This is a genomic window from Chromatiales bacterium 21-64-14, assembly GCA_002255365.1.
Taxonomy (GTDB): Bacteria; Pseudomonadota; Gammaproteobacteria; order 21-64-14; family 21-64-14; genus 21-64-14.
This window is the reverse complement of the sequence record NCBI01000004.1, coordinates 154,397-179,960: the sequence shown is the minus strand read 5'-3', so window position 1 is coordinate 179,960 and position 25,564 is coordinate 154,397. Positions and strand designations below refer to the sequence as shown.

19 protein-coding genes and 1 pseudogene are annotated in these 25,564 nt (G+C 65.4%); 6 read left to right on the top strand and 14 right to left on the bottom strand.

Going from position 1 to position 25,564, the window contains the following annotated elements; translation table 11 throughout:
- Nucleotides 1-84 precede the first annotated feature (84 nt).
- Nucleotides 85-2,670 (top strand): DNA mismatch repair protein MutS, encoded by a 2,586-nt coding sequence (locus B7Z66_04345; protein ID OYV77622.1) that lies wholly within the window; start codon nt 85-87, stop codon nt 2,668-2,670.
- A gap of 249 nt (nt 2,671-2,919) precedes the next feature.
- Here B7Z66_04345 and B7Z66_04340 read toward each other — a convergent pair.
- The 4 genes and pseudogenes from B7Z66_04340 to B7Z66_04325 all read right to left on the bottom strand — a co-directional run bounded on the left by B7Z66_04340 (nt 2,920) and on the right by B7Z66_04325 (nt 6,167).
- A pseudogene (locus tag B7Z66_04340) lies at nt 2,920-3,246 on the bottom strand (hypothetical protein).
- Nucleotides 3,247-3,302: 56 nt separating this feature from the next.
- A complete protein-coding gene (locus B7Z66_04335) occupies nt 3,303-4,193 on the bottom strand; it encodes a hypothetical protein (protein OYV77621.1) in 891 nt (296 codons plus the stop codon).
- A complete protein-coding gene (locus B7Z66_04330) occupies nt 4,190-5,260 on the bottom strand; it encodes a hypothetical protein (protein ID OYV77620.1) in 1,071 nt (356 codons plus the stop codon). Before B7Z66_04330 ends, B7Z66_04335 begins: the two co-directional genes overlap by 4 nt.
- On the bottom strand, nt 5,250-6,167 hold the full coding sequence (locus B7Z66_04325; protein OYV77619.1) for a GGDEF domain-containing protein: 918 nt from the start codon (nt 6,165-6,167) through the stop codon (nt 5,250-5,252). The genes B7Z66_04330 and B7Z66_04325 overlap by 11 nt, the downstream gene beginning before the upstream one ends.
- Nucleotides 6,168-6,431: 264 nt before the next feature.
- Between B7Z66_04325 and B7Z66_04320 the strand changes: the two genes are divergently transcribed.
- On the top strand, nt 6,432-6,755 hold the full coding sequence (locus B7Z66_04320) for a ferredoxin (GenBank protein OYV77618.1): 324 nt from the start codon (nt 6,432-6,434) through the stop codon (nt 6,753-6,755).
- Nucleotides 6,756-6,868: 113 nt separating this feature from the next.
- On the top strand, nt 6,869-7,780 hold the full coding sequence (locus B7Z66_04315) for a thioredoxin (GenBank protein ID OYV77617.1): 912 nt from the start codon (nt 6,869-6,871) through the stop codon (nt 7,778-7,780).
- Between the two features lie 185 nt (nt 7,781-7,965).
- On the opposite strand, the gene B7Z66_04310 is transcribed toward B7Z66_04315, so the two are convergent.
- From B7Z66_04310 to B7Z66_04295, 4 genes are read right to left on the bottom strand one after another with little or no spacing between them, the layout of a single operon-like run.
- The gene (locus tag B7Z66_04310; protein ID OYV77616.1) at nt 7,966-8,931 is read right to left on the bottom strand and encodes a site-specific tyrosine recombinase XerD; all 966 of its coding nucleotides are present in this window, start codon (nt 8,929-8,931) and stop codon (nt 7,966-7,968) included.
- Nucleotides 8,928-10,076, bottom strand: coding sequence for a hypothetical protein (locus B7Z66_04305; protein OYV77615.1), 1,149 nt, complete (start codon nt 10,074-10,076; stop codon nt 8,928-8,930). Before B7Z66_04305 ends, B7Z66_04310 begins: the two co-directional genes overlap by 4 nt.
- Nucleotides 10,077-10,122: 46 nt before the next feature.
- Nucleotides 10,123-10,884: a hypothetical protein gene (locus tag B7Z66_04300; GenBank protein ID OYV77614.1), complete on the bottom strand. Its 762-nt coding sequence runs from the start codon at nt 10,882-10,884 to the stop codon at nt 10,123-10,125.
- Complete coding sequence (locus B7Z66_04295; GenBank protein OYV77613.1) at nt 10,877-12,289, bottom strand: serine protease; 1,413 nt, start codon at nt 12,287-12,289, stop codon at nt 10,877-10,879. Before B7Z66_04295 ends, B7Z66_04300 begins: the two co-directional genes overlap by 8 nt.
- A 40-nt stretch (nt 12,290-12,329) precedes the next feature.
- On the opposite strand from B7Z66_04295, the gene B7Z66_04290 reads away from it, so the two are divergent.
- Together B7Z66_04290 and B7Z66_04285 are read left to right on the top strand one after the other, a co-directional pair.
- On the top strand, nt 12,330-15,122 hold the full coding sequence (locus B7Z66_04290) for a hypothetical protein (protein OYV77651.1): 2,793 nt from the start codon (nt 12,330-12,332) through the stop codon (nt 15,120-15,122).
- A gap of 376 nt (nt 15,123-15,498) precedes the next feature.
- Entirely contained in the window at nt 15,499-17,904 is a 2,406-nt protein-coding gene (locus tag B7Z66_04285) for an endopeptidase La (GenBank protein ID OYV77612.1), read from the top strand.
- Nucleotides 17,905-17,939: 35 nt separating this feature from the next.
- On the opposite strand, the gene B7Z66_04280 is transcribed toward B7Z66_04285, so the two are convergent.
- From B7Z66_04280 to B7Z66_04265, 4 genes are all read right to left on the bottom strand, one after another.
- Nucleotides 17,940-19,370, bottom strand: a complete 1,431-nt coding sequence (locus tag B7Z66_04280) for a hypothetical protein (GenBank protein OYV77611.1) — start codon at nt 19,368-19,370, stop codon at nt 17,940-17,942.
- A gap of 488 nt (nt 19,371-19,858) precedes the next feature.
- Nucleotides 19,859-21,301 (bottom strand): hypothetical protein, encoded by a 1,443-nt coding sequence (locus B7Z66_04275; protein ID OYV77610.1) that lies wholly within the window; start codon nt 21,299-21,301, stop codon nt 19,859-19,861.
- 221 nt (nt 21,302-21,522) lie between these two features.
- The gene (locus tag B7Z66_04270; GenBank protein ID OYV77609.1) at nt 21,523-22,722 is read right to left on the bottom strand and encodes a hypothetical protein; all 1,200 of its coding nucleotides are present in this window, start codon (nt 22,720-22,722) and stop codon (nt 21,523-21,525) included.
- A gap of 41 nt (nt 22,723-22,763) precedes the next feature.
- Nucleotides 22,764-23,810 (bottom strand): ATPase, encoded by a 1,047-nt coding sequence (locus B7Z66_04265; protein OYV77608.1) that lies wholly within the window; start codon nt 23,808-23,810, stop codon nt 22,764-22,766.
- A 322-nt stretch (nt 23,811-24,132) separates the two neighbouring features.
- Between B7Z66_04265 and B7Z66_04260 the strand changes: the two genes are divergently transcribed.
- Entirely contained in the window at nt 24,133-24,510 is a 378-nt protein-coding gene (locus B7Z66_04260) for a thioredoxin (GenBank protein ID OYV77607.1), read from the top strand.
- On the opposite strand, the gene B7Z66_04255 is transcribed toward B7Z66_04260, so the two are convergent.
- The gene (locus B7Z66_04255; protein OYV77606.1) at nt 24,489-24,953 is read right to left on the bottom strand and encodes an NUDIX hydrolase; all 465 of its coding nucleotides are present in this window, start codon (nt 24,951-24,953) and stop codon (nt 24,489-24,491) included. The genes B7Z66_04260 and B7Z66_04255 overlap by 22 nt on opposite strands.
- Before the next feature lie 28 nt (nt 24,954-24,981).
- Nucleotides 24,982-25,398 (bottom strand): RNA-binding protein, encoded by a 417-nt coding sequence (locus B7Z66_04250; GenBank protein ID OYV77605.1) that lies wholly within the window; start codon nt 25,396-25,398, stop codon nt 24,982-24,984.
- Between the last annotated feature and the right edge of the window lie 166 nt (nt 25,399-25,564).

The following is a 25,564-nucleotide window of genomic DNA, read 5'->3' as shown; positions in this document are numbered from 1 at the left end:
CCCTCGCGCCCCGGCGTCAGCGCCGGTGGTCCCCGCCCGTGCGCTCCCCTCCTGGGACCAAACGGGATTTGCTAGACTCCGCGCATGGCCGTCCCCGCAGCGCAGCTCGCCGCCCACACCCCCATGATGCAGCAGTATCTGGGTCTGAAGGCCCAGTATGCGGACGTGCTGTTGTTCTACCGGATGGGGGACTTCTATGAGTTGTTCTACGACGACGCGCGACGCGCGGCGCGGCTACTGGACATCACCCTGACCACCCGCGGCCAATCCGCCGGCGCGCCGATCCCCATGGCCGGGGTTCCGTTCCACGCAGTGGAAAACTATCTCGCGCGCTTGGTACGGCTCGGAGAATCGGTGGCGATCTGTGAACAGATCGGTGACCCGGCGGCGAGCCGCGGTCCAGTGGACCGCCAAGTGGTGCGTATCATCACGCCGGGCACCTTGACCGACGAGGGACTGCTGGAGGACCGGGCGGAGAATCTGCTGGCCGCGGTCCACGGGGACCCCGCCGGGGGCTGGGGTGTCGCGGTGTTGGAGTTGTCCAGCGGACGCTTCACCGTCCAGGAGACCGCGGATCACGAGGGGCTGCTGGCGGAACTCGAACGGCTGCGGCCGGCGGAACTGTTGGCCGGCGAGGATACGCCGCTGCCGGAACCCATCGCCCGCCATCCGCGGCTGCGCCGGCGTCCCCCATGGCACTGCGATGAGACCGACGCCCGCGTCCGCCTGGCGCGCCAGTTCGGCACCCGGGACTTGGCAGGATTTGGATGCGAGGGACTCGGGGCCGCCATCGGCGCCGCCGGCTGCCTGCTGCACTACGTTCAGGACACCCAGCGCACGGCGCTCCCGCACCTGCGTGGACTCCAGGTGGAACGCCCATCCGAGGCCATCGTGCTGGACGCGGCGACGCGCCGGAATCTGGAGCTGGAGTTCAATCTGGGCGGAGCACATACCGAGCACACCCTGGTGGGCGTGCTGGACCACACCGCCACTGCTATGGGCGGACGCCTGCTGCGCCGCTGGGTCCACCGCCCGTTGCGCGACCCGGCGCTGCTACGCCGTCGCTATCATGCCCTGGAAACCCTCTTGGGCAACCGCACCTACGGGGATCTGCACGGGATCCTGCGTGGTATCGGCGATCTGGAACGGATCCTGGCGCGGGTGGCCCTGCGCTCGGCGCGCCCGCGCGACTTGGCCGGTCTGCGCCAATCCCTGGGACAACTCCCGGCGCTGCGGACCCGGCTCGCGGGGCTGGATTCCCCCCTGCTGGGGACGCTGGCCGCTAGCGTCGGTGAACATCCCGAGATCCACGGCCTGCTCCAACGCGCCATCGTGGAACAGCCCCCGGTGGTAATCCGCGACGGCGGTGTGATCGCGCCGGGCTACGATCCGGAACTCGACGAATTGCGCGGGATCTCGGAGCACGCGGACCAGTTCCTGGTGGACCTTGAGACCCGCGAACGGGAACGCACCGGGATCGCCAATCTGAAGGTCAGCTACAACCGGGTACACGGCTACTACCTGGAAGTCGGCCGCGCACACGCCGCACGCGTGCCTCCCGACTACGTGCGGCGCCAGACCCTGAAGGGGGCAGAGCGCTACATCACGCCGGAACTCAAGGCCTTCGAGGACAAGGTGCTGTCCGCGCGGGAGCGCGCCCTGGCGCGGGAGAAAGGTTTGTACGAAGACCTGCTGGACCGGCTCGGGGAACATCTGGGCGGACTCCAGGCATGCGCCGCGGCAGTGGCAGAACTCGACGTGCTGGCAAACCTCGCCGAGCGTGCGGACGTCCTTGATTACCGGATGCCGGAACTGAGTGAAACCCCCGGCATCCACATCGAGGACGGACGCCATCCGGTGGTGGAACGAGTCCTGGACAACGGTTTCGTGCCCAACGGCGTGAAACTGGACGGAGACCGGCGCATGCTGATCATTACCGGCCCCAACATGGGCGGCAAGTCCACGTACATGCGCCAGACCGCGCTGATCGTACTGATGGCCCACATAGGCAGCTACGTGCCCGCGCGCCGCGCGGTGCTCGGTCCCGTCGACCGGATCTTCACGCGCATCGGCGCCGCCGACGACTTGGCCGGCGGGCGCTCCACTTTCATGGTGGAGATGACCGAGACCGCCAACATCCTCCATAACGCCAGCGCGCGTTCCCTGGTGCTGATGGATGAAATCGGGCGCGGCACCAGTACCTTCGACGGCCTGGCGCTGGCATGGGCGTGCGCCGTGGAACTGGCGACCCGGATCCGCGCCTACACCCTGTTCGCTACCCATTACTTCGAACTGACCGCGCTGGCGGAGTCCATCGGAACCATCGGCAACGTGCACCTGGACGCGGTCGAGCACGGTGACGCCATCGTGTTCCTGCACGCGGTGCGCGACGGCCCCGCGGACCGCAGCTACGGCCTGCAGGTGGCGCAGCTGGCCGGGGTGCCGCGCGCGGTGATCGAGCGCGCGCGCGCGCGGTTGGAGGATCTGGAACGCCGTGACCTACCCGCCCGGGGCACGGCAGCACCGCAACTCCCGCTGTTCCAAACGGAGCGCCCGCACCCGGTGCTGGAACGCTTGCGGGCCCTGGACACGGATGCCATGAGCCCGCGGGAGGCGCTGCAACTGCTGTACGAACTGCGGGAATCAGCGCTCAAGGACAACGGGGACTGAAGCGGGGCGTGTCATCCTGCAAGGCGTTCCGAGGCGCTGGTGACCGGCGCGAAACGGGTGCGGCAATTAGCCCGCTACCGCCAGCTCCCACCGGAGAAATGGCCCAGCGGCCTATTCCGGCACCTCGTGCACAGGGAATCCGGCACGGTCCTGGGTATCCGCAACGGCATCTCCATCCTCTGGCGCCCCGCATTCCGCGGGTTCCGCTTCCGGAGCCTGCGCGGCGCGCTCGACGATCCGACGGACGTGGTCCACGTCCAGCGCGCATACGAATGGCGGTGGTGCGGTGATCAGCTGGGACAGCGCGTAGGCCGCTTCCGGCTGCATATTGACGGTCACCAGCTGGATCCCTGAAATCCGGCACGCAGCGTGCAACGCCAACAGCCAACGATAATAGACCCCTTCGAGCAGCGGAACGTTCTTGAGGTCGTAGATCAGGCGCGCGGCGTGGTGGGCCTGCAGGACCTCCAGCACCCCTACCAGATAGGCATCGGGATCGCTGGGATCCAGGCCCGCCCCCGGCTCCAGCAGGACATGCCCGCCGCCGATCGGCGTCAAGTGCATTCCCTGGGTCATAGATCTCGGTCCCCCTCCGTGGGCTCCGGTGCCGGAGCCGCCGGGCGCGGCACAGCTCAGTGCGCCGGCCGACTCCCGCCGTGGTTGACGTGGACCCCCAACCGCCCGAACGCCTCTTTCAGCCCCTCGGACAAGGTCGAGCGGGTGGTGACGCCGCCCAGGTCGATATTGAGGCTGGTAAGCGCCCGGGCGATCTCCGGACGAATCCCCGTGATCACCGCGCTTGCCCCCATCAGCCCCACGGCGCGGATCATCTGGATCAGGTGGTGGGAGACCTGGGAATCGATGGTCACCACGCCGGTCACGTCGATCACCACCACGCTGGCGCGATCCTGCTCGATGCGCGAGAGGAGCTTCTCCATCACCATCATCGTGCGCTGGGAATCCAGGGTCCCGATGATCGGCAGCGTCAACACCCCGTCCCAAATTTCGGTGATCGGCGTGGAGGTCTGCCGCAGCTCTTCCTGCTGCGCCTCAATGGTGCGCTCCTTCTCTTCCAGGTAAACGTGGAATACGTCGAGCACGATGTCGTTGAACAGCGAGGCCAGCAACAACAGGATCTGGCGGCTGGTTCCGAACTCGACATTGGTATCTGCCTGCAGATTGTCCAGAAACACCCGCTGCAAGAACTGGATGTAACGGACGAACTCATCCATGTTGCCGCCACGCAACTGGATCTGGCGCGACAGGTTCGTAAAGAATTTCTTGAGGGCCTTGAATTCCGCGCCCCGCCGGTCGAGCCTCTCGCCGGTCTGCAAGACCATTACGAACAGTTCAAGGAACTCCAGGCTGTAGTCATTGATTTCCTCGTTGGTGAGGATATTGGCGTGTCCGAAGATACTCTGCCCTTCCTTCTCGATAACTGCAGAGATCTTCCCGACGTTGACCATCAGCTGCTCTATGAGCACCTGACTGGTGGCCTTCCCGGCACTTGGTGTCCCCGTCATGGTCTGTCTCCCTCTTGTGATCTCACGCGGATGGCAAGTATTGATTGATCGTCATTCACCCGACTGGCGACCGCGCCCATCAGCAGCGCAATGAGTTGCGGGTGCAGCCTCCACAAACTGGGAAAGGTCTGCAGGCTCCAGTTACGACGCATGCCGTCGGAGGCGGTGATCATCAGGGCCTGGCGCGGAAACGCCAGTGCCGTCTTATCCAGGCTGCGATGGGCATGCCCTAATATTCCCGGCGAGAAGGAGATCACGCGCTTCTGTCCGTTGCTGATCAGAAACGCGGCCATATCTCCAACGCCGCAGATCGCACCACTCTGTTCATGGGCGTCGAGACTGACCGCCATACCCACCGCGCCGCGGCCACCCTCCAGGCGCCGGCTGAGCCGCTCGATGAGCACCTCAAGAGGGAGCTCCTCTTCCAGGAGGTCCGCGTTCCCGTCCACGACCTGCGCGGCTTCCAGTCCGTGGCCAAGTCCGTCCATGTGCAGCCACTGCACGCGGCCGTTGGTGTGGCGCACGAAGATGCCATCGCCGTTGTGCGTGCTGTCCTGGTAGGCACGAAGGTACATCCCCAACTCATAGGTGGACTGGGGTACGCGTTCATCGACATAGAAGCGCGCCCATATGGCAAAGCCGTGCCACGGAGACTCCGGCTCCAGGCCCTTCGGCAAGGTGTAGAACTCGGACTCGTGCGCCAAGCGACGGATCGCGCCCAGGCCCTTGCCGAGACTGCCGGACGTGCTGTAACCGTCAACCATCGCCGCCGGCAGGTTGAATACCCCCGGCCCGCGGTCGATGGCAAAGAGGTCCAGAGCGGGCTTCGGCTCGTTGGTCTCCCAGAGCTGCACCCAGCCGCTGCCGATGGCGTACTTGACTTGATTGCTCATCATCTCGTTGCAGACCAGCTCCATGCGCTCGCGCAGCACTTCGCTGTATCCCATCCGCCGGGACACCGCGCGGAGCTTTGATCGCACGAGCACCTGGGCACTCTCATCGACAGTGGTCTTCTCCAGCTGCAGCTTCACAACGCTCCTTCCGGACCAGTGGGATTCACTGCCCACCGACCGATTTTTCGTGCCGTTCGTCATCGGCGACGGTGATCCGCCCACGACCAGTGCGTTTCGATTCGTAAAGTGCTGCATCCGTTCGCCCAATCAAGGACTCGATGGTATCGTCCGCGCGCCGTTCGGCGATCCCGATGCTGACTTTCTGATCCATGGCAGTAAGGATCTGCCTGCCGATGCGCTCGGCAACGTGCAGGGGCGCGCTTACCACAATGGCGAACTCGTCGCCGCCCACCCGGCACGCTTGGTCCACATGCTCGCGCACGGCGCCGCGCATCGTCTCCGCCATCCGCCGCAAATACCCGTCGCCAAACTGGTGCCCGCGCGTGTCGTTGACCTCCTTGAACTTGTCCAGGTCCAAGAGGATCAGGGCCAGTGGCTCGCCCTGGCGCCGGCTGCGCAGGAACACCTCGCGCAGCCGGGCGTCATAGGCACCCCGATTGAGCAATCCCGTCAGACTGTCTGTTTCGGCACGTTGGATGGATTCCTGGAGTTCGCGCCGCTTCTCCTCCAGGTCCGACTCCAGGTGCGCCAAGTCTTCGGCGCTCTGCCGGTTGCGCCGTATGAGCAGCTCGGGGTCCACCGACTCGCTCGCCTCCCGCAAGCGCGCCGCTAGCCGGTCCATGACCTGGGGTGCTGGGGGTAGCGGCAGGGTGGCAAGCAACCGACCTTCCGCGCACCAGCGCAGCCACAACTGCCGCCCGTCCACCACCAGCCGCGCCGCCAGGGAGCCCTTGCAATGCTCACCGGCCTCGCGTAACTCCGGCAGGCAGGTAACCAATAGGCCCGCAGCGGCAAACGAATTCCCGCCCAGGGCGCGCACGGCGTCCATGGCAAAGCCCACCAGTCGCTGGCGATCCGGTTCGACGATCAGGCTGAGATTGAGGACTTCCTTCCCATCCATGCTCGTTTGGCAACCCCGTGATGTGCCTCCGGTCGAAACACCGGGCGAAAACCCCCGTCGTACGCCGGGCCACGGCCTCAGAACCGCACCGAATCGCGCCGGCCGTCTCAAATCCGGTGCAAGATGTGTGCCTTAGACCCGATGTGGACCAAATTCCGCTCCGATCTCGATAATCGGCACGTTTCTGATTAACATTAGGCCACCATCGCGCCCGGCTGCCCCGGGCGCCGCCGGGCTGGCTGGCATCAGGAGCGGAGACCCCCAATGACCTTTGTCGTTATCGAGAACTGCATCAAGTGCAAATACACCGACTGCGTGGAAGTCTGCCCAGTGGACTGTTTCCATGAGGGTCCCAATTTCCTGGTGATCGATCCGGAAGAGTGTATCGACTGTACCCTGTGCGAGCCCGAGTGCCCGGTGACCGCCATCTTCCCGGAAGACGATATCCCTGAGGGGCAGGAATCGTTCCTGGAATTGAACGCGGAACTGGCCCAAATCTGGCCGGTCATCAATCAGAAGAAGGATGCACCCCCGGACGCGGCCCAGTGGGACGAGGTAACTGACAAACTCAAGTACCTGGAGCGCTGAACAGAAATCCGCCGCTCTCCCGAGAGCGGCGGTCATCCCACCGACTATCCACGCGCCGCGGCTTGATTCCTCCGACCCGCGCCCCCAGATTGTCGTTCAGACCGGGGCCTACGATGCGCCCCGCCACCGGACCCGGTGTTACCACGCAAGGATTCCGAACCATGGCGGACGCTAGCAATGTGGTGGAAGTCACCCAGGACACGTTTGCCGCCCAGGTGGTGGAGCAGTCCCGGGTGCGGCCGGTACTGGTGGACTTCTGGGCCCCCTGGTGCGGACCGTGCCGGATGCTGGCACCGGTGTTGGACCGGCTGGCGGAGCACTACGGGGAACGGCTGCTGATCGCCAAGGTCAACACCGACACCGAGAAACAACTCGCCCAGGAACACGGCATCCGCAGCATCCCCAACCTGAAGCTCTACCGCAATGGGGAGATGGTGGAGGACATCATCGGTGGTCAGCCGGAGGCCGATTTGCGGGTCCTGGTAGATCGCCATGTAGTCCAGTACAGCGACCCGGTCCTGCGGGACGCCGACGCCGCCTACCAACGCGGCGACGTGGCAACGGCGCTCGCGCTACTCGAAGAAGCGGCCGCCCTGGATGCCGGAAATCCCCGGATCGGCCTGCGCCTGGCCCGCGTCCAACTGGGTCTAGGTGACTTTGAAGCCGCCGCCCGCAGCCTCCAGGATCTGCCCGCGGCGGCACGCGAAAGCGGCGAAGCGTTGCAAATCCAGGCGCTGCTCGATTTCGCCCGGTTGGCCCAAGAGACACCCGACGACGGGAGCCTGTCCCAGCGCCTGGAACAGGACCCGAACAGCAGCGAGGCGCGGTTCCATCTGGCGGTGCGCCGGATCCTGGATGGGGACTATGAGACCGCCCTGGAACAACTCCTGGACCTGCTGCAACGCGACCGCGGCTTTCGGGACGGTGCGCCGCGGGAGTCCATGTTGAAACTGTTCAGCCTGCTGGGAGAACAGAACGAACTGGTCCACCGCTACCGCACCCGGATGTTCGCTGCCCTGCACTGAACCGCGCTGTCATAGGTCGGCGTGCTGAGGTCTGCGTTCGGATAGCGCAGGTAGCGCGCCCGGATCTCCACGCTGGTTGTACGCATCAATCTCACTGTGCAACGACGATAACGTTGAAGACCGTCGCCGCATGCCTCCGATCAGGCGCGCCGAATCCGGATGCGGCGGCAAGGAACAACGCCGAGTCAGCCGCGTGGATGATGCCGTGCGTGCAGGTCCTTGAGCCGCTCCCGCGCAACATGGGTGTAAATCTGCGTGGTGGACAGGTCACTGTGGCCTAACAGTAGCTGAACGACCCGCAGGTCCGCCCCATGGTTGAGCAAATGGGTGGCGAAGGCGTGGCGCAGCGTGTGCGGGGACAGGGGCTTGTGAATGCCGGCGCGGCGGGCATAACGCCGGATCAGATACCAGAACGCCTGCCGAGTCATGGAGGTCCCGCGGCGGGTGAGAAACAGTGCGCTGTCTACACCGGCCCTGAGCAGCAGCGGCCGCCCGTGCGCCAGATAGCGCTCCAACCAACCGGAGGCCACTTCCCCCATCGGGATGATGCGTTCCCGGTCGCCCTTGCCGGTGACCCGCACCACCCCCTGGCGCAGATTGAGTTGCGCGGTATTCAGCCCCACCAACTCCGAGACCCGTAGCCCGCAGGCGTACAACAGCTCCAGCATGGCGCGGTCGCGCAGCCCGATGGGATCCCCGGTGCCCGGGGCGTCCAACAGCGCCTCCACCTCCACCTCAGTGAGTGACTTGGGCAGCGGGCGACCCAGCTTGGGCCCGTCGATCCGCGCGGTGGGGTCGCCGGCGATGCCGCCCTCGCGCACCATATACCGATAGAAGCGGCGCAGGCTGGATAACAGCCGTGCCGTGGACCGGGGCTTGCCTCCCTGCTCCACGCGCCACGCCAGATATCGCTGCACGTCCTCACGGGTCACCCCCGCCAGGGCGGTGTCGCGCGCCGCGAGCCAGGCGGCGAACTGGAGCAGGTCCGTGCGATAGGCGGCGAGGGTATTCGCGCTCAAACCACGCTCCATCCACAGGGCGTCAAGGAACTGCTCCGCGCGCGTCACATCGGCGGCAGAGGGCAACGAGTCGCCTTCGGGCGCGGCCCGGGGGCCACCCGCGCGTCGTGCGGATGGTACACCTCGGTTCATTGAACCAGCCCCGCGTGCGAAACCGGTCCGCCCGGCGCGGCCACATGTCGGACACCGCCGCCGCCGCCGCTTTTGGCGGCGTACATGGCCCGGTCGACGGAATCCAACATGGCAGCCAGATCACTACCGTGGGCCGGCGCCTCACCGATGCCGATGGTGGCGTTGCAATCGATATGCTGCTGCGCCGTCCAGGTCGCGAACGCGGAGCGGATGCGGTGGGCGATGCGGTCCGCATCCGCCAGGGAGATATCCGGGAACACCAGCACAAACTCATCCCCCCCATAACGCGCGCCCATATCCGACCGGCGAATACTCTGACTCACAATGGCGGCGAACTGGACCAGCACCTGGTCGCCAGCGGAATGGCCCAGGGTATCGTTAACCGATTTGAAATTGTCCAAGTCCGCGAACATCACCACCAAACGCTGACCGCCGCGTTTCACGCGCTCGAACAGCCGTCCCGCGTCCTCCTCCAGGGCGCGGCGGTTCAGCAACCCGGTGAGGTTGTCCCGCCGGCTATGGGCCTCCAGCAGCTGCCGGGAGGACTCGATCCGGCTCATTAGAATGTAGGCGTAGACGAGGATGATGGCGCCGAATAGGTTCAGGAACACCACGCCGGAATCAAGATTCCCCAGCGAGCCGGTATGGCGCAGGCTGAACGCCACCATCGCCCCGGCGAAACAGCCTACCACCGCCTCGGCGAACAAACGCATTCCGTAGCGCATGCCGTTGCCCAACACCACCATGATGTAGACCAGCACCGATGGCGGGATGTCGTGGGGATCGTTCAGGACCGCGGTGGTAACCATCAGGACATCCACCCACATGGCGATGCGGTACCGGACGGGCGAATACGGGACACTGCGGGCGTGCAAAAAAGCGGCGGTGGTGATGAGGGTATAGACCGCAAACACCCCGTCGAGCTGGCTGCTGGACAACCAGGTGGGCGCAACATCGGTGATCCCGCTGAAGAACAGCAGGCCCAGCCCCACGAACAGATACCGGGTCACGAACTGGATGCACTGTTCCGGCCAGCCCGGGATCCGGGCACCTGGGACCGGGTACGCCTCCGTGCGGCGATCGCGACGCCGCCGTCGACCGCTCTCGCGGCGCTCCTCCAGTGCTGGCTTGCCTGTACCCACCACGCCCCCAACAGCGCGCCAACGCACGGCGCGCCCAACTGTCCCCCAGTCAGTGCTCGGCGATCTTCTCGGCGATCTTGCGAAACGGCTCGAACATCTCCAGCGGGATCGGGAACACGATGGTCGAACTCTTGTCGCCGGCAATACCCAGCACCGTCTCCAGATAGCGCAGCTGCAGGGCCTGGGGCTGCTGGGCCAGAATCTTTGCCGCCTGGAACAGTTTCTCTGCGGCCTGCAACTCGCCTTCCGCGTTGATGACCTTCGCGCGGCGCTCCCGCTCGGCTTCCGCCTGACGCGCGATAGCGCGGATCATGGTGCCTTCCAGGTCCACGTGTTTGATCTCGACGGTGGCGACCTTGATGCCCCACGCGTCGGTCTGCCCATCGAGTATCTTCCGGATGTCCGCGTTGAGCTTATCCCGCTCCGCCAGCATGTCGTCCAGATCGTGTTTGCCGAGCACCGCCCGCAACGTGGTCTGGGCAAGTTGACTGGTGGCGGAATAGTAGTCCTCCACCTGGATTACCACCTTCTCCGGGTCGATGACGCGGAAGTACAACACCGCGCTCACCTTCACCGACACGTTATCACGGGAAATCACGTCCTGGCTCGGCACGTCCATGACGATGGTGCGCATGTCGATGCGTACCATCTGCTGGATCGCCGGCACCACGATGATCATCCCGGGACCCTTGACCTTGTAGAAGCGGCCCATCAGGAAGATCACGCCCCGGTCATACTCACGCAGCACCCGGACCGAGGACACCAGCAGCCCCAAGACCAGGACGGTCACCACCAGACCCGTGCTAAGCATCGGCCTTCTCCCCTGCCTGCGGTTCAACAATCAGCGTGAGACCCTCACGACGCAGCACCCGTACCCGCTCGCCCTTGTGCACGGGCGTGTCACATCGGGCGGCCCAGATCTCGCCGTGGATCCGGATCTTGCCTATCCCATGGAAATCCTCCAAGGCCTCCCCGCGGGACTGGAGCAATTCCTCGGGGCCGCTTACCACTGGTCCGCGGCGGGCCTTCACGATCAGTCCCACGGCCCCGATCAGGAACAGCGCGCTGGCCAGCGCAACGCCGGCGATCAGTGGGTAGGCGACGCCGTAGTTGCCGGCGCCGGTGCTGAACAGCAATACGGAACCCATCACGAACGCCAGCACACCACCCACCCCCAGCGCCCCGAAACTCGGCACGAACACTTCCGCCACCATGAAGAGGATCCCCAGCAGAAGCAGGCCCAGCCCCGCGTAGTTCACCGGCAGAACCTGGAACGCATACAGCGCGAGCAACAGGGAAATCGCGCCCGTCACGCCGGGCAGAACATAACCCGGATTTGCGAATTCGAAGATCAGCCCGTAGATCCCCACCAGCATAAGGATATAGGCGATGTTGGGATCCGTGATGACCCCCAGCAACCGGGTGCGCCAGTCAGGCCGCAGGACCTCCACGGCCAGCCCGCGGGTATGCAGCACCAACTCCGCCCCCGCCACCTGCACCCTACGCCCGTCCAGGGCCACGAGCAACCGCGGCACATCCGGCGCCATCAGGTCGATGACGTGGCGTTTCAGGGCGTTCTGCGCCGACAGACTCGCCGCCTGACGCACCGCCTCCTCGGCCCACTGGGCGTTGCGCCCCCGGAGCTCCGCGAGGCTGCGGATATAAGCCGCCGCGTCGTTGATCATCTTATGTTTCATGGTATCCGCGGGTGCCTGCCGCGCGTTGCGCTCTTCCTCTGCGCCCCCTGTACCACCCTGGCCAGCGCCGTCCGCGCCGCCACCGGGCAGGCCGCCGATCGACACCGGCGTGGCGGCGCCCAGGTTGGTGCCCGGCGCCATGGCGGCGACCTGGCTCGCATAGAGGATGTAGGTACCCGCGCTGGCGGCCCGCGCCCCGCTCGGGGCCACATAGGTCACCACCGGAACCGGCGAGGCCAGGATCGCGCGGATGATCTCACGCATCGCGGAATCCAGGCCACCAGGGGTATCCATTTCCAGGATGACCACCGGCGCGTGCTGGGTACGCGCCTCCTCCAGGCCGCGCTGCACGTAGTCGCTGGTGGCCGGACCGATGACACCGCGCACTTCCAGGAGCAGGGCGGAACCGGGCGCAGCCTGCGCCTGGCACGCGACGAGGAGCCCAAACGCATACAGTAACAGGCGCGGTGCGTGCACGGATGGCACAGGTCCCCAGTCCCAAGAGGGGTAAAATAGCATAGAATCCAGGGACCACCCAGCCGCCCTGGTGAGAGATAGCCTGTTGTCCAGCCCCCCCGCCCCTGCGTCCGGCGAACCGCTGCTGGCACTGATCCGGGATCTGGCCCAGGAGCTACGCCCCGGTGTGCACGGCCCGTCGTTGTCCCTGGACAGCGCGCTGGACGCCGACGCCGGGATCGACAGCTTGGGCCGCATGGAACTGCTGTTGCGCATGGAACGGACGCTGGGCTGGCACCTCGACGAGGAACAGGCGGTAACCGCGCAGACCCCCCGCCAGCTCCTGGCGGCGGTCACCGGGTGGCATCCGGCACCGGCACCGCGCCCCGCGACGCCGGTGCCGGCCGCTCAAAGACACCATGACACGCGCCGCATCCCGGCCGATACGCCGAGTCTGACGGCGGCCCTAGCGTGGCACGCCGAGCAGCACCCCGATCAAATACATCTGCACGTGGTCGGCGATGCGCCGCAGGCGGCGACAAGTTCCTACGCTGAACTCCTGCGCGCCGCCGAGGCGCTGGCCTCCGGCCTCGGCGACCTCGGACTCACTCCCGGCCAGCCCGTGGCCCTGATGCTGCCCACTGGGAATGAGTTCTTCCAGACCTTCATGGGCATCCTCCTGGCGGGAGGCGTTCCGGTGCCCCTCTACCCACCCCTGCGCATGACCCAGATAGAGGAACACCTCAAGCGCCAGAGCGGGATCCTCGCCAACGCCGAGGCGACGTTCCTGGTAACGTTCCCTCAGGCACGTACCGCGGCACGCCTGTTGCGCGCGCGGCTGCCCGCACTGCGGGCCGTCGTCACTCCAGAGGATCTGGCGGCGCCGGGCGGGCGTTTGCACCAGCGCCGCGCCGCGGATGACTTGGCGTTAATTCAGTACACCTCCGGGAGTACCGGTGACCCCAAAGGGGTGGCGCTGCGCAACGGCAATCTGCTGGCCAACATTCGTGCCATGGGCGCTGCGATCGAGGTTCGTGACGACGACGTCTTTGTGAGCTGGCTGCCCCTGTATCACGACATGGGCCTGATCGGCGCCTGGCTCGGCAGCCTCTACCACGGACATCCGCTGGTAGTGATGCCGCCGTTGGCGTTCGTGGCGCGCCCGCAACGCTGGTTGCAGGCGATACACACCTACCGGGGCACACTTTCCGCAGCACCCAACTTCGCCTACGACCTGTGCGCCAGCCGCTTGGCAAACGAGGACTTGGAGGGGTTGGATCTCAGTAGCTGGCGGGTGGCATTCAACGGCGCCGAGCCAGTCCATGCCAGGACCTTGGAGCATTTCATCACCCGCTACGCCCCCCTGGGGTTCCGGCGCACGGCCATGACCCCGGTATACGGTCTCGCGGAGTGTTCAGTGGGCCTGGCGTTCCCACCCCTGGGCCGTGGCCCACGGATCGATCATGTGCAACGGGACAGCCTGCAGCCGGGCCGCCGCGTACAAACGGCCGCGGCGGATACGGCGATAGCGGCGCAGGTCCCCAGTTGCGGACGGGCGCTGCCCGGGCACCAGATCCAGGTCGTGGACGATGCGGGGCGCGCGTTAGCGGAACGCACAGTGGGACACATCCGCTTCCGCGGCCCATCGGCGACCCGTGGTTACTACCGCAATCCAGAGGCCAGTGCCGAACTGCTCCGCGACGGGTGGCTGGAGACCGGCGACTACGGCTACTTGGCGGACGGCGAGATCTATTTGACGGGGCGCGCGAAGGAACTGATCATCCGTGGCGGCCGCAACTTCTATCCCTATGAGCTGGAGCAGGCAGTGGGAGACCTGAGCGGCATCCGCAAAAACAGCGTTGCCGTGTTCGCGAGCCCAGATCCGGGGTCGGGGAACGAGCGGCTGGTAGTGCTGGCGGAGACCCGCGAGCGGGACCCACGCTCCCTCGAACAATTGCGCCAGCGCATCTACCAACGCACCTTGGACCTCCTGCAGATCCCGCCCGACGACGTCGTCCTGGCGGCACCGCGCACCGTGCTCAAGACCTCCAGCGGAAAGATCCGGCGTAACGCTTGCCGGCAACTCTACGAACGCGATGCCCTGGGGCGGCGCTCGGCGGTATGGGCTCAATTTCTGCGTCTACGTCTCGCAGCCGTTGGCCCATCCCTGCGGCGCGCGGCGTCCGCGACCCAACGCACCCTATACGCGGCCTACGCCTGGCTGGTGTTCTTCACCATGGCATCCTTCGCGCTGCTCGCCACCTTCCTACCACGACACTCCTGGCGCATCCGGGGTTCGCGCGCCGCGGCCCGTGGCCTGTTATGGTTTACTGGCACGCCGTGCCACGTGCGGGTGCTGCAACCACTCCCCCGGGACGGCGCCCGCGTCCTGGTCTCCAACCATGCGAGCTATCTGGACGGGATCCTGCTCTGGGGTCTGCTACCCGGCCGCTACCGGATCGTGGCCAAACGCGAGTTACAAGACGCCCCGCTGGTCCGCAGTCTGCTGGAGCGCATCGGCACTCGGTTCGTGGATCGCTTCGATCCACGCCGCGGGGCACAGGATGCCGAGGCCCTAACCGAAGTGGTACGCGACGGTACCAGCCTGCTGCTGTTTCCGGAGGGGACCTTCGTGGGCGCCCCAGGCCTACAACCGTTCCGCATGGGCGCCTTTGTGGCAGCCGCCCAGGCCCGGGTACCGGTAATCCCCATCGCGATCCGTGGTACCCGCGCCATGCTGCGGGGCAGCGAATGGTTCCCAATGCGAGGTTCCGTGGAGATCACCATCGGTGCTCCGATCCAGCCATCCGGTGAAGACTGGGCGGCGGCGCTGGCGCTGCGTGACGCGGCCCGGCAGGCGATCCTGCGCCATTGCGGTGAACCAGATCTACAGTAAGGCCTCCACTGGCCTTGAAAGCCGGCACCTCCGACCCGAGTATATGCAGGGCGCCCCAGGTCTGCCCTGCCCACGAACCGGCGCCGGGACCGGCAGAGCGCACCCGGCGGAACCCAAAGCAGGCTAGCCATGGCCGACTATCCATCCGCGACCGTCACCGACCTCTACCAGCTCACGATGCTCCAGGGTTACCTGGAACATGGCATGGACCAACCTGCGGTGTTTGAATGCTTCGTGCGCCGCATGCCCGAGCCGGGTATGCCATGAATCAGCATGCACGCCGGACCGGCGTGGCACTCCATTCCGGCGTCGTGTTTCACGTTTGGAGGCCGGACAACAACACGGAACATCTAAACCAGCAGACGGATCGCCAAGAATGAAAAACACGAAAGACGAACTGATCGAGGCCGAAATTAACGAAACCCGGGAAAGGGTATCCCCGGGCTTCGATCTGGCGCTACCCGGAAACGTGATGCCCGGGACGCTGCACCTGCTGCCCCTGACTGAACGTCCGTTCTTTCCCGCGCAGTCGCTGCCCTTGATTTTGAACGAGGAGGCGTGGCTGGAAACGGTCCAGGGTGTGGGGGACACTCCCCATCATGCGGTGGGCCTGGCACTGATCCGCACCGAGCACGCCGAACAGGCCCGGCCCGCGGACTTCCATGTCATCGGTACCGCGGTACGCATGCATCATCCGATGCGGGCCGATGGGCGGATCCAGTTCGTCGCGGAAGGGCTGCAGCGTTTCCGCATCGTGACCTGGTTGTCACGCCAGCCTCCGTTCCTGGTACAGGTGGACTACCCGGAAAGCCCGGTGGAGAGCACGGACGAGATCCGTGCGTACGCGCTCGCGGTCATCAATACCATCAAGGAGCTGGTGCCGCTCAACCCGCTCTACAGCGAGGAGCTGAAGTTCTTTCTGAACCGGTTCAGTCCCAACGAGCCGTCACCGCTGGCGGACTTCGCGGCCACCCTAAGCACCGCGCCCCGGGAGGCGTTGCAAGACGTTCTGGAGACCCTGCCGATCCTGCGGCGCATGGAAAAGGTGTTGGTGCTCCTCAAAAAGGAGCTGGAGGTCGCCAAGCTCCAGGCGAAAATTCGCGAACAGGTCGAGGAGACGATGTCCGAGCAGCAGCGCAAATTCTTCCTGCGCGAGCAGCTCAGGGCCATCCAGAAGGAGCTCGGGCTCGCCAAGGACGACCGCACCGCCGACCTGGACCGGTTCCGGGGGCGGCTGGAGAAACTTGAGCTTCCGGAGGCAGCGCGCGCCCGGGTCGACGACGAACTGGAGAAGCTTGCGGTGCTCGAATCCGGGACGCCGGAGTACGCGGTTACCAGGAACTACCTGGACTGGGCAAGCTCTCTGCCGTGGGGCGTCTACTCCGAGTCCAAGCTGGATCTGGAGAGCGCCCGCAAGCGCCTCGACCAGGACCATGACGGCCTCGACGACGTCAAGGAACGTATTCTGGAGTTCCTCGCGGTGGGGATCATCCGCGGCGAGGTGGCCGGCTCGATCCTTTTGTTGGTGGGTCCGCCGGGGGTCGGGAAGACGTCACTCGGCCGTTCCATCGCCACGGCCTTGGGGCGCAAGTTTTACCGGTTCTCCCTGGGTGGGATGCGCGACGAGGCCGAAATCAAGGGCCACCGCCGCACCTATATCGGCGCCATGCCCGGCAAGCCGATCCAGGCCCTGAAGGAGGTCGGCGTCGCGAACCCGGTCATCATGCTGGATGAGATCGACAAGATCGGCGCGTCGTTCCTCGGCGACCCCGCGTCCGCGCTCCTGGAGGTGTTGGATCCGGAGCAGAATGCCGAGTTCCTGGACCATTACCTGGACATGCGCTTCGACCTGTCGAAGATCCTGTTCGTATGCACGGCCAACCAGCTGGACACGGTGCCGGCACCACTCCTGGACCGCATGGAGATCATCCGCCTGGCGGGCTATGTAACCGCCGAGAAGGTCCAAATCGCACGCCACCACCTGTGGCCCCAGCGTCTCGCCCGGGCCGGCATCAAGGCCTCGCAGCTACGCATCACCACGTCCGCGCTGCGGCACCTGGTGGAGGGCTACGCCCGGGAGGCAGGGGTCCGGAACCTGGAGAAGCAGCTGGGACGGATCACCCGCAAGGCCGCGGTGCGGATCTTGCGCGGGGAACGCAAACGCATCACCGTCGGGGTGCGGGAACTGCAGGATTTCCTCGGCAAGCCGGTGTACACCCGCGAGAAACCCTTCAGCGGCATCGGAATCACCACGGGTCTCGCATGGACCCCGCTCGGCGGCGTCACGCTCAATATCGAAGCGACCTTGGTCCATACCAGGAACCGCGGCCTCAAGCTGACGGGACAACTGGGCGACGTAATGAAAGAGTCGGCGGAGATCGCCTACAGCTACATCTCATCGCGGCTCAAACGGTTCCATGGCGATCCGGCCTTCTTCGATGACGCCTTCGTGCACCTGCATGTGCCCGAGGGCGCCACGCCCAAGGACGGGCCCAGCGCGGGCGTGACCATGGCCACCGCCCTGCTATCGCTGGCGCGCAAGGAAGCGGTGCACCGGTCCATCGCGATGACCGGAGAACTGACCCTCACAGGCCGAATTCTGGCGGTGGGCGGGATCCGGGAAAAGGTCACGGCGGCGCTGCGCAACAAGGTCACGGAGTTGATCCTGCCGGAGGCGAACCGGCGGGATTTCGACGAGCTGCCCGAATATCTGCGCGCCGAGGTGACAGCGCACTTCGTGAAACGCTATCCGGATCTGATCAAGCTCGTGTTTCCGCAATGACCAGGACCGGCCCCCCAGGTCACAGGTCATCCGGATCAGGACTCTGATACGCCCTTTTCGCTGGTGGCCTTCTGGGTACCGTTGGTCCCGTTGCCACTCACATAGGTCTCGTCGAGTTCGATACGGTTGCGACCGAGGCGTTTGGCGCGATACAAGGCGTTGTCCGCACGCTCTATGATAGCACTCGGCGTCTCTCCGGGCTGGTACAGGGCTAATCCCGCCGAGAAGGTTGGGAGCTGGCGCACGGCGCCGCTGAACTGGTAGCAGGCCTCGCTGGCGCGCTTCTTTACCTTGTTCAGCGCGCGCAGTGCCCCGTTGCGGTCGGTATTCGGCAACAGCACCGCGAATTCCTCACCGCCATAGCGGGCCACCAGGTCATGATGCCGGAACAGCGAAAGCACATTCTTGGCGTAGGTGCTCAACACCTCGTCGCCTGCCGCGTGGCCGTGCTTGTCATTGACCTCTTTGAACTTGTCCAGATCGAGCAGCGCCAAGGACAGCGGTGAGCCGTAGCGTTGGACGCGGCTGACCTCCTCCTCCAGACGACGCAGAAACGCGCGCCGGTTGGGCAACCCGGAGAGTTCGTCGGTCAAGCTGAGGAGCCGCACCCGCGTCAGCTCATCGCTGAGTTGTTGGCTACCCGACTCCAGGATCTGCAAATAGTTGTGGGTGTTGTCCAGCTTGTCCGCCAGTACCCGGTGACCATGGAGCAGCTTCTCGATCTCGCGCACTAAAGTCTGGCGCAGTTGCTCGACCTGGGAACCGTCCCGCGCCTGCTGCAACTCGCCGACCACTACCTCTAGCAATACCCCGAACTCCGCGTTCTGGGCGATGGTCTCCATGATCTGGTGCGCCAGCGTGGTCTGCATCTGTTGGATGTCGCGGCTCTTCTCATCCAGGTAGGAACGGAAGGTGGCGTTGACGCGCTGTTCCGGCAACGCGGACGGCGGCTGGGCACCGTTTGCAGTACCCGACCCGTCGCCGTTGTTCTGCATGGACAGCGGGTATGGTTCCCCGCCACCACGCGGCGGCGGGACCACGGGTGTGGGCGCATGGCGCGCCACCCCGAGGGCCTCGAACAGGGGTTCGAAGGCGGCCTGGAATCCCTGGGGCCCATTCTGCACCCCCTGGGCCAACTGCTGCGCGTGGTGATCGACGAAATCCCGCAGGGCATGAAGTTCTGACGGGGACAGCGGCGGCTGCAGGCACTTGCGCAACAGCCGCACTTCCATCAACTGGGATGAATTGGGCTCCAAGCCACGGGCGTAGGAATCCAGGAGCGAGCCGACAAAGCCCGCGTAGAGCTGCTCCACTTCCAGGTGTTCGGCCTCGTAGTCGTTGAGGACACGCTCCACTTGGCGGTAGATCAGGTTCCCCGCCGTGGACTGTGTCAACTCATCGAGCAGCCGGAGCACTTTCCGGGAAGAGGCCAGATGATACCCTTTGGCTTCCAGATCGACCGCCATCGAACCCTCGCCTGCGACCTCCGTGTCGTCGTGATGCAGTAAAATTCGGATTGGTTTGTTCTTATGCGTCCGTGCCCGGAGACTTGGTGTTCGGCGCCGAAATCCCCCGCCGTCTCCCCGGCATACGTATTAGAGAATGTACCTTGGAGGCGGGCAAAGGACAAACGCTTGACGCAAACCGCCCCCTTGCAGGTGGCGCCCGGAAATCGGGGCGCGCCACAGACACGCCGATCTTCCGGCGCGAATTCGCCGACTTTCCGGGCCGGAATTCATTGACATACTAACGGGGATCAAGTTCGAATTATCAGTATTTAAACGATTATTGATATAGATGTAAGCCTACGACCTACATATTTCCTGCCAGATGCGTACAACAAGTGCATCAATCAGCCGACGTCAGTATACGGAAAGCTACGGGGTTCGGGCGGCGACCGTGGACTAAGCGCCACGGCGCGTCGACGCCCGCGACGGCGGATTGTCCCACCCCTTCAGGCCGCGAGATGGCGAGCAATGGCTTCCAGTTCGCTGCTGGCGGACGTCAGATCCTCCAGGATCCCCAGCACCCGAGCCTCCTCCAGCCCGAGGCGGGACAACACCTCCGTGGGCAACTCCTCACTGGCCTCGTCCCCGATTCCGTGGCGCTTGAGCAGACGGTTGGCGATCAGCACCAGGTTGGGATAGACGGCGTGCTCGCCGTCATAGCGTTCGTTGTGGTGCTCACACACCGTCACCGTGATCTCGTCCGGCAGCCGCCAGGAGTGGGTCAGCCAGGCGCCGATGCAGGGATGACCCATGCACAGGACGTCGCGTGCCTGCCCCATGCACAACACCCGCTTCTCGATCTCAGTAACCGGTGTCTTGGGGTTGGCCGCCACCAGCTTATTGAGAAGAAAGAATTCCGGCTGGAACAAATGCCCCATCAGGAGGAAACCGAAGTTGTGGAGCAGGCCCGCCAGATAGACCAACCCGGGCCGGGGCCGTGCCGTGCCAGGCATCGCCTTCGCCAGTGCCTGGACCATGGCCGCACAGTAGGCCGAGTGGCGCCAGAATGCGTTCATACCCAACGGTCCGTCGGGCGGGTTGCGGAAGGTGCGCCCGGCGGCAAGGCCCAAGGCCATGTTCGCGACCATGTCGAACCCCAGCACCCGGGAGATCGCGTCGCGGATCGATTCAAGTTTTCCACGGTACCCAAAGAACGGTGAACTGGCGTAGCGGACCACCTGCGCCGCGAGGCTCGGATCCACTTCCACGATCCTCGCCAAGTCCTCGGCGGTGGCGTCCGGATCCGAGCGCAACTGAAGAATCCGATGCGCCATTGCCGGCATTGGCGGCAATTCATAGATCTCTTCGATGTGGCGGCGCACGTCGGGGGCGGGGGTAAACGAGGCCACCACGGAGTCCAGATCGATGCCCTCGGGAACATTGAGATCGGCGCCTGGGCCCAGGGCGCTGGCGGCGCGCAGTTGCTCCACGGAGCGGGAGAATGCGCCGGATCCCGCTTCGGCCTGCAGTCTGCGGAACCCACTACGGCGCATGTGGATCAGTACATCGCGGACGCCGGGCTCGAAGTAGAGGTCCTCCGAATCGAACACGCTGGTATCGATGAGGGTCTCCAGGCCATAGGCGGTTCCCAGCGGCGGCACGGTGCCGGGTTCGCAATCGGCGAACGTCCGCGCGGTTTCTTCGGCGGATGCAGGCGTCAACTGGCGGCCCAGCAACCGTTCCAAGGCCTGGAAATCGATCAGGTGACTCAACGGAAGAACGGCCAGCAACGGGCCCGCGGCATCCTTCAAAAGTACCGCGCGGACAAACTGGCGCGACGCCACCCCGCACAACTGGGCCGCCTCTTCCAGGGTCTCCACGGGCGGATGCCCGCGCACATCATAGGCGACACCCCGGCCCGCCAGGGTATGCTGGATTGTCACTGCCATCGGCACCCGAACCACCCCCGTGGGATATTTTTAGTATTTCTAATCGAAAATGTAGGACAAACCCCGCTACGGAGACCGTGCGTGGTTCACGGTTTCCGAACGCCGTGCACCCCGCCCCCCAAAAAGGGCCGGGCCAAGCACGCCGTTGTCAGCCGTGGCGCCGGAAAAAATATCGATGGGCCATGGAGGCGGGCCAGTTCCGAAGGGGTCGGAAGTATACCCTAATTGAGCTGAATCCGGCTACCCCAGGGCACCGGCGCTTCACCCTTGACCAGCCAAATCACTGGAAACTGCGGCGCGGCGGCGGGGAACTCCCCCCGGGCATCGGTAAAGTACAGCAGTACGTCGGGACGGTGGTCCGCGCGCTCCAGCCACTGGAACACCGGGCCGAAGCGCGTACCACCGCCCCCGCGCAGATGCCGTGGCGCCACGAGCTCCTCCCAAGGCTCGTAGCGCCACGGGCCCTCGGGGGCCAACGCCGCATCACAGGCGTGTAGTGTGACCCGCGCCCGGACCTGACCCTTGATCGCGTCGACCTCCGTGAGGAACTCACGGACCTCCGCGTCGGTTACCGAACCGCTGGTGTCCAGCACCACCACCAGGTCCACCTGTCCGCTGCGCAGCGTCGGCAGGATAGCCGACCCCTCGCGGCGCGAGGGCCGGGAGTAGCGGTAATCTTCGCGGGCGGTGTGAACGAGATAGCGGGCCAACAACATGCGCCATGGAAGCCGCGGCTGCAGGAGCTGGTCCACGATGCGCGCCATGGCGCCCGCCAGCTTCCCGGCCTGGAGCGCCTGCTGCGCGGCGCTGGCGAGGCGCTGGCGCCACTCGTGGGCAAGCTGGTCACGCTCCGCCACGCCCAGGGGCGCCGGTTGGGGGGCACCCCCGGCCTCGTGGTCATCCCGGCGGCTGGACCCGGCCCCATCGGACTCCTGGCCCGGTTCCGGATCCGGGTTCGACGCAGCCGGCGCCGACGCGTCGTAGAGGTGCTGATCGAGCGGGCCGTCCTGATCCGTCTCCTCCACCAGGGGATAGATCTCCTCAGCGGTCATGCCCTCGAGCTTCATGTCCGCGAGGCTGCCTACCGGCGGGCGCAGGCCGTCGCGAATCAACAGCGGGTTGATCGCCAGGTCACAGGCGATGTCCCAGCGCCGCTGTACCCGATGCTGACGGCGCACGAAATGGGACAAAGCACAGTGCAACGCCTCGTGGGCAAGCATGAACTGGGTCTGTTCCAGGCTGAGACCGGCGATATACTCGGCGTTGTAGTACACGGCGCGGGCGTCGGTGGCGATGGTCGGGCACCAACTCGGCGCCGCCTTCACCATCGGCAGCCGCAACACCAGCGCACCCAGAAACGGCTTGTCCAGGATCAGCCGGGTACGGGCCGCGCTCAACTTGGTTTCGATGTCGTCCGCCATGGGGACCTGCCCGGGGGGTGCGCGGCGCCGTGGTCTGACGCCTATAGTTCAAACAACATGACGTCGGCCACCACCTTGGCCCACTCGGTGAATTGGGGAACCGTGAACAGTTCCTCACCGATTACCCGGTGCATATCCGATACCAGCATCACCCCGATCTCGCGCTGCGGGAACTGCGCTGCGTAGTCGATGATGTTTCCGTAGACCGCCGGTGCACCCGCGTTTCCCTTGACCCGCGTGGCATGCCCCACCAGCGCAGAAGCCACTGCGTATTGCAGATCCAGTTCGCTGGGTACCTCCACGGGTTCGCCGCGCAGGATGGCATCCACGTCCGGCAGTTTGTCCAGGTTGTGGACGAACGCCGCCAGTTCCACGCCAGCCGCCGGGCCCACGCAGGCCTGGAGGGCCTCGCCCAACAGATCGCCACGCGCGCCGAACTTCGCCAGCGCACGGTGCGCAAACTCCCAGGACCGCGGCGAAGGGAAGGCCATCGCGTTGTGGGTGGGGTCGAACTCGAACAGCAGCTCCGGCCGAAAGCGCAGAAAAGCGATCAAACGCTCGTCGATACCGTGACGATAGGCCCAGGCCACCCAATCATCCAGGTTGACCTCGAGTTCGAAATGGGAAAAGCGGTTGGCAAGGGGCGCCGGCATGCTGTAGGTCACGCCCCGATCGCCCTGACGGTTCCCGGCAGCAAAGATCGCCCAGCCCGGCGGGATGCGGTAGGCCCCGAGATTGCGGTCCAGGATCAACTGGTAGGCGGCCGCGGAGACACTGGGCGGCGCCGAGGTGATCTCGTCCAGGAACAGGATCCCGTTAGCCCCGTGCCGCTCGGCGTCCGGCAGCATGCCTGGCACCGCCCATTCCACCGTGTCCCCGGACCGGAACGGGATCCCGCGCAGGTCGCTGGGTTCCATCTGCGAGAGCCGGATATCGATCATCGAAACCCCGTGGCGCGCGGCCACCTGGGCGACGATCTGGGACTTGCCGATCCCCGGAGGGCCCCACACCATCACCGGGGTGTGCTGACCATCCCGTGCGCTCACGAACTCGCACTCCAGGACGGCGAATAGATGGGACGGTCTCATGCCTCCTCCGCGCAAACCTGCCGACGCCGTTGGACCACCAGCCTGCTGGCGGCCCCGATCTGGATAGCTTAACAAAGTTGGCGCGCGCCCGGTCTCCCCCATTGGGGTAACACCGGCCGCCCTCCCGGGAGCGGGATGACGCGATGACCGGCCGCGTTGCATTGTCTCGATGGTTACCCAAAGATTTACCGGTGGCCCAGTGCAGGAGGGCGCTGTGGAGTGGTTTTCGCGCACCCCCTGTTACCGTATACTGGCGCCCGCAGCGCAGCTCTGGCCACCAGACTGCACCCGTACTCCACCTGCACAGCAAAGGACCCTGCCCGTGGCCACCGTCGCCGTCACCAAGGACAATTTCGAATCGATCATCAACGACCACGAACTGGTAGTGCTGGACTTCTGGGCGCCGTGGTGCGGTCCGTGCCGTTCCTTCGCCCCGATCTTTGAAGCCGCATCCGAGCTGCATCCGGACGTGACGTTCGGCAAGATCGACACGGACGAGGAGCGGGAGCTGGCCGGCATGTTCCAGATCCGTTCGATCCCGACCCTCACGGTATTCCGGGAAAAGATCATCATCTTCTCCCAGCCGGGGGCGTTACCGGCCGCTACGCTGCAGGATGTGCTGGAGAAGGCCAAGGCCCTGGACATGGAAGAGGTACGCCGGGAAGTCGAGGCTCAGGCTCAGGAATCTGCACCAGACTGACCCGACGCAGGAACCCGGGGCAGCGGCAACTCACCGGTGCGCCGAAAGTGCAGATAGTCCGCCAGGATCCGGGCGTGGTCGAAGGCCAGTTCAGGCACCGCCGCCGGATCGAACACTCCTACGTCCCGCGCGTCATCGCGCGCCGCGGGCGTGCCGCGGGCCTCCGCGATGTATACCGCGCTTGCGGTATGGCCCCGGGAATCCCGCTGCGGATCGGAATAGCAGCCCAACAAAACCTTGAGCCGCACCCGTAGGCCGGTCTCCTCCCAGGCCTCGCGCGTCGCCGCCTGCTCCACCCATTCCCCCACGTCCACGAAGCCCCCGGGCAGCGCCCACCCGTAGGGCGGATTACGCCGCTCGATGAGCACAATGGGACGCTCCGGCCGATCTGCCATCTCAATGATGACGTCCGCCGCGAGCAGCGGCGTCACGGGTACGGTCACGTCGGCGCGGGACGTGGATGGGGCAGGTTCAACGCCCGCCGTGCCCGATGACCCGGAACAGACGGCGACGCTGGCGTTTGTCGGGCCGGCGCGACGGTCCCTCCCCCGCGGGAGTCTCCATACGCCGTTCCTGGGCGAGGCGTTCCCGGGTCGCGCGGCTCTCAGCGGTTTCCTCGTAGAGTTGTGCCGCTTCTGGTGCCGGAACCCGACGTTTGGTCAGCCCGCGCACCTCCACCACGAACTCGTAGGGGCCGCGCCGGATGCTCAGCACATTCCCCGGGTGCAGTTCCCGGGATGACCTGACCCGCTCGCCGTTCACGTGGACCTTACCACCGGAAACCGCCTGGGCAGCCAGCGCGCGGGTCTTGAAAAAGCGCGCCGCCCACAGCCACTTGTCAATGCGGACCCGGTCTTGGGGGGCTGGTTCGTTGTTTTCCATCGACATGCCGTGTCCTGTAGGTCTCGAGGAATCGAAGGTCCCTACCACACACCGGGCACAATCCACCGGCACGATCCACCACGTATACCACCTGTACCCAAGTGTAGCACGACGCGAACCCAGCCCCCGGTCACAGCGGGACACGCACCTGCCTCTCAGGTCAGACCACACT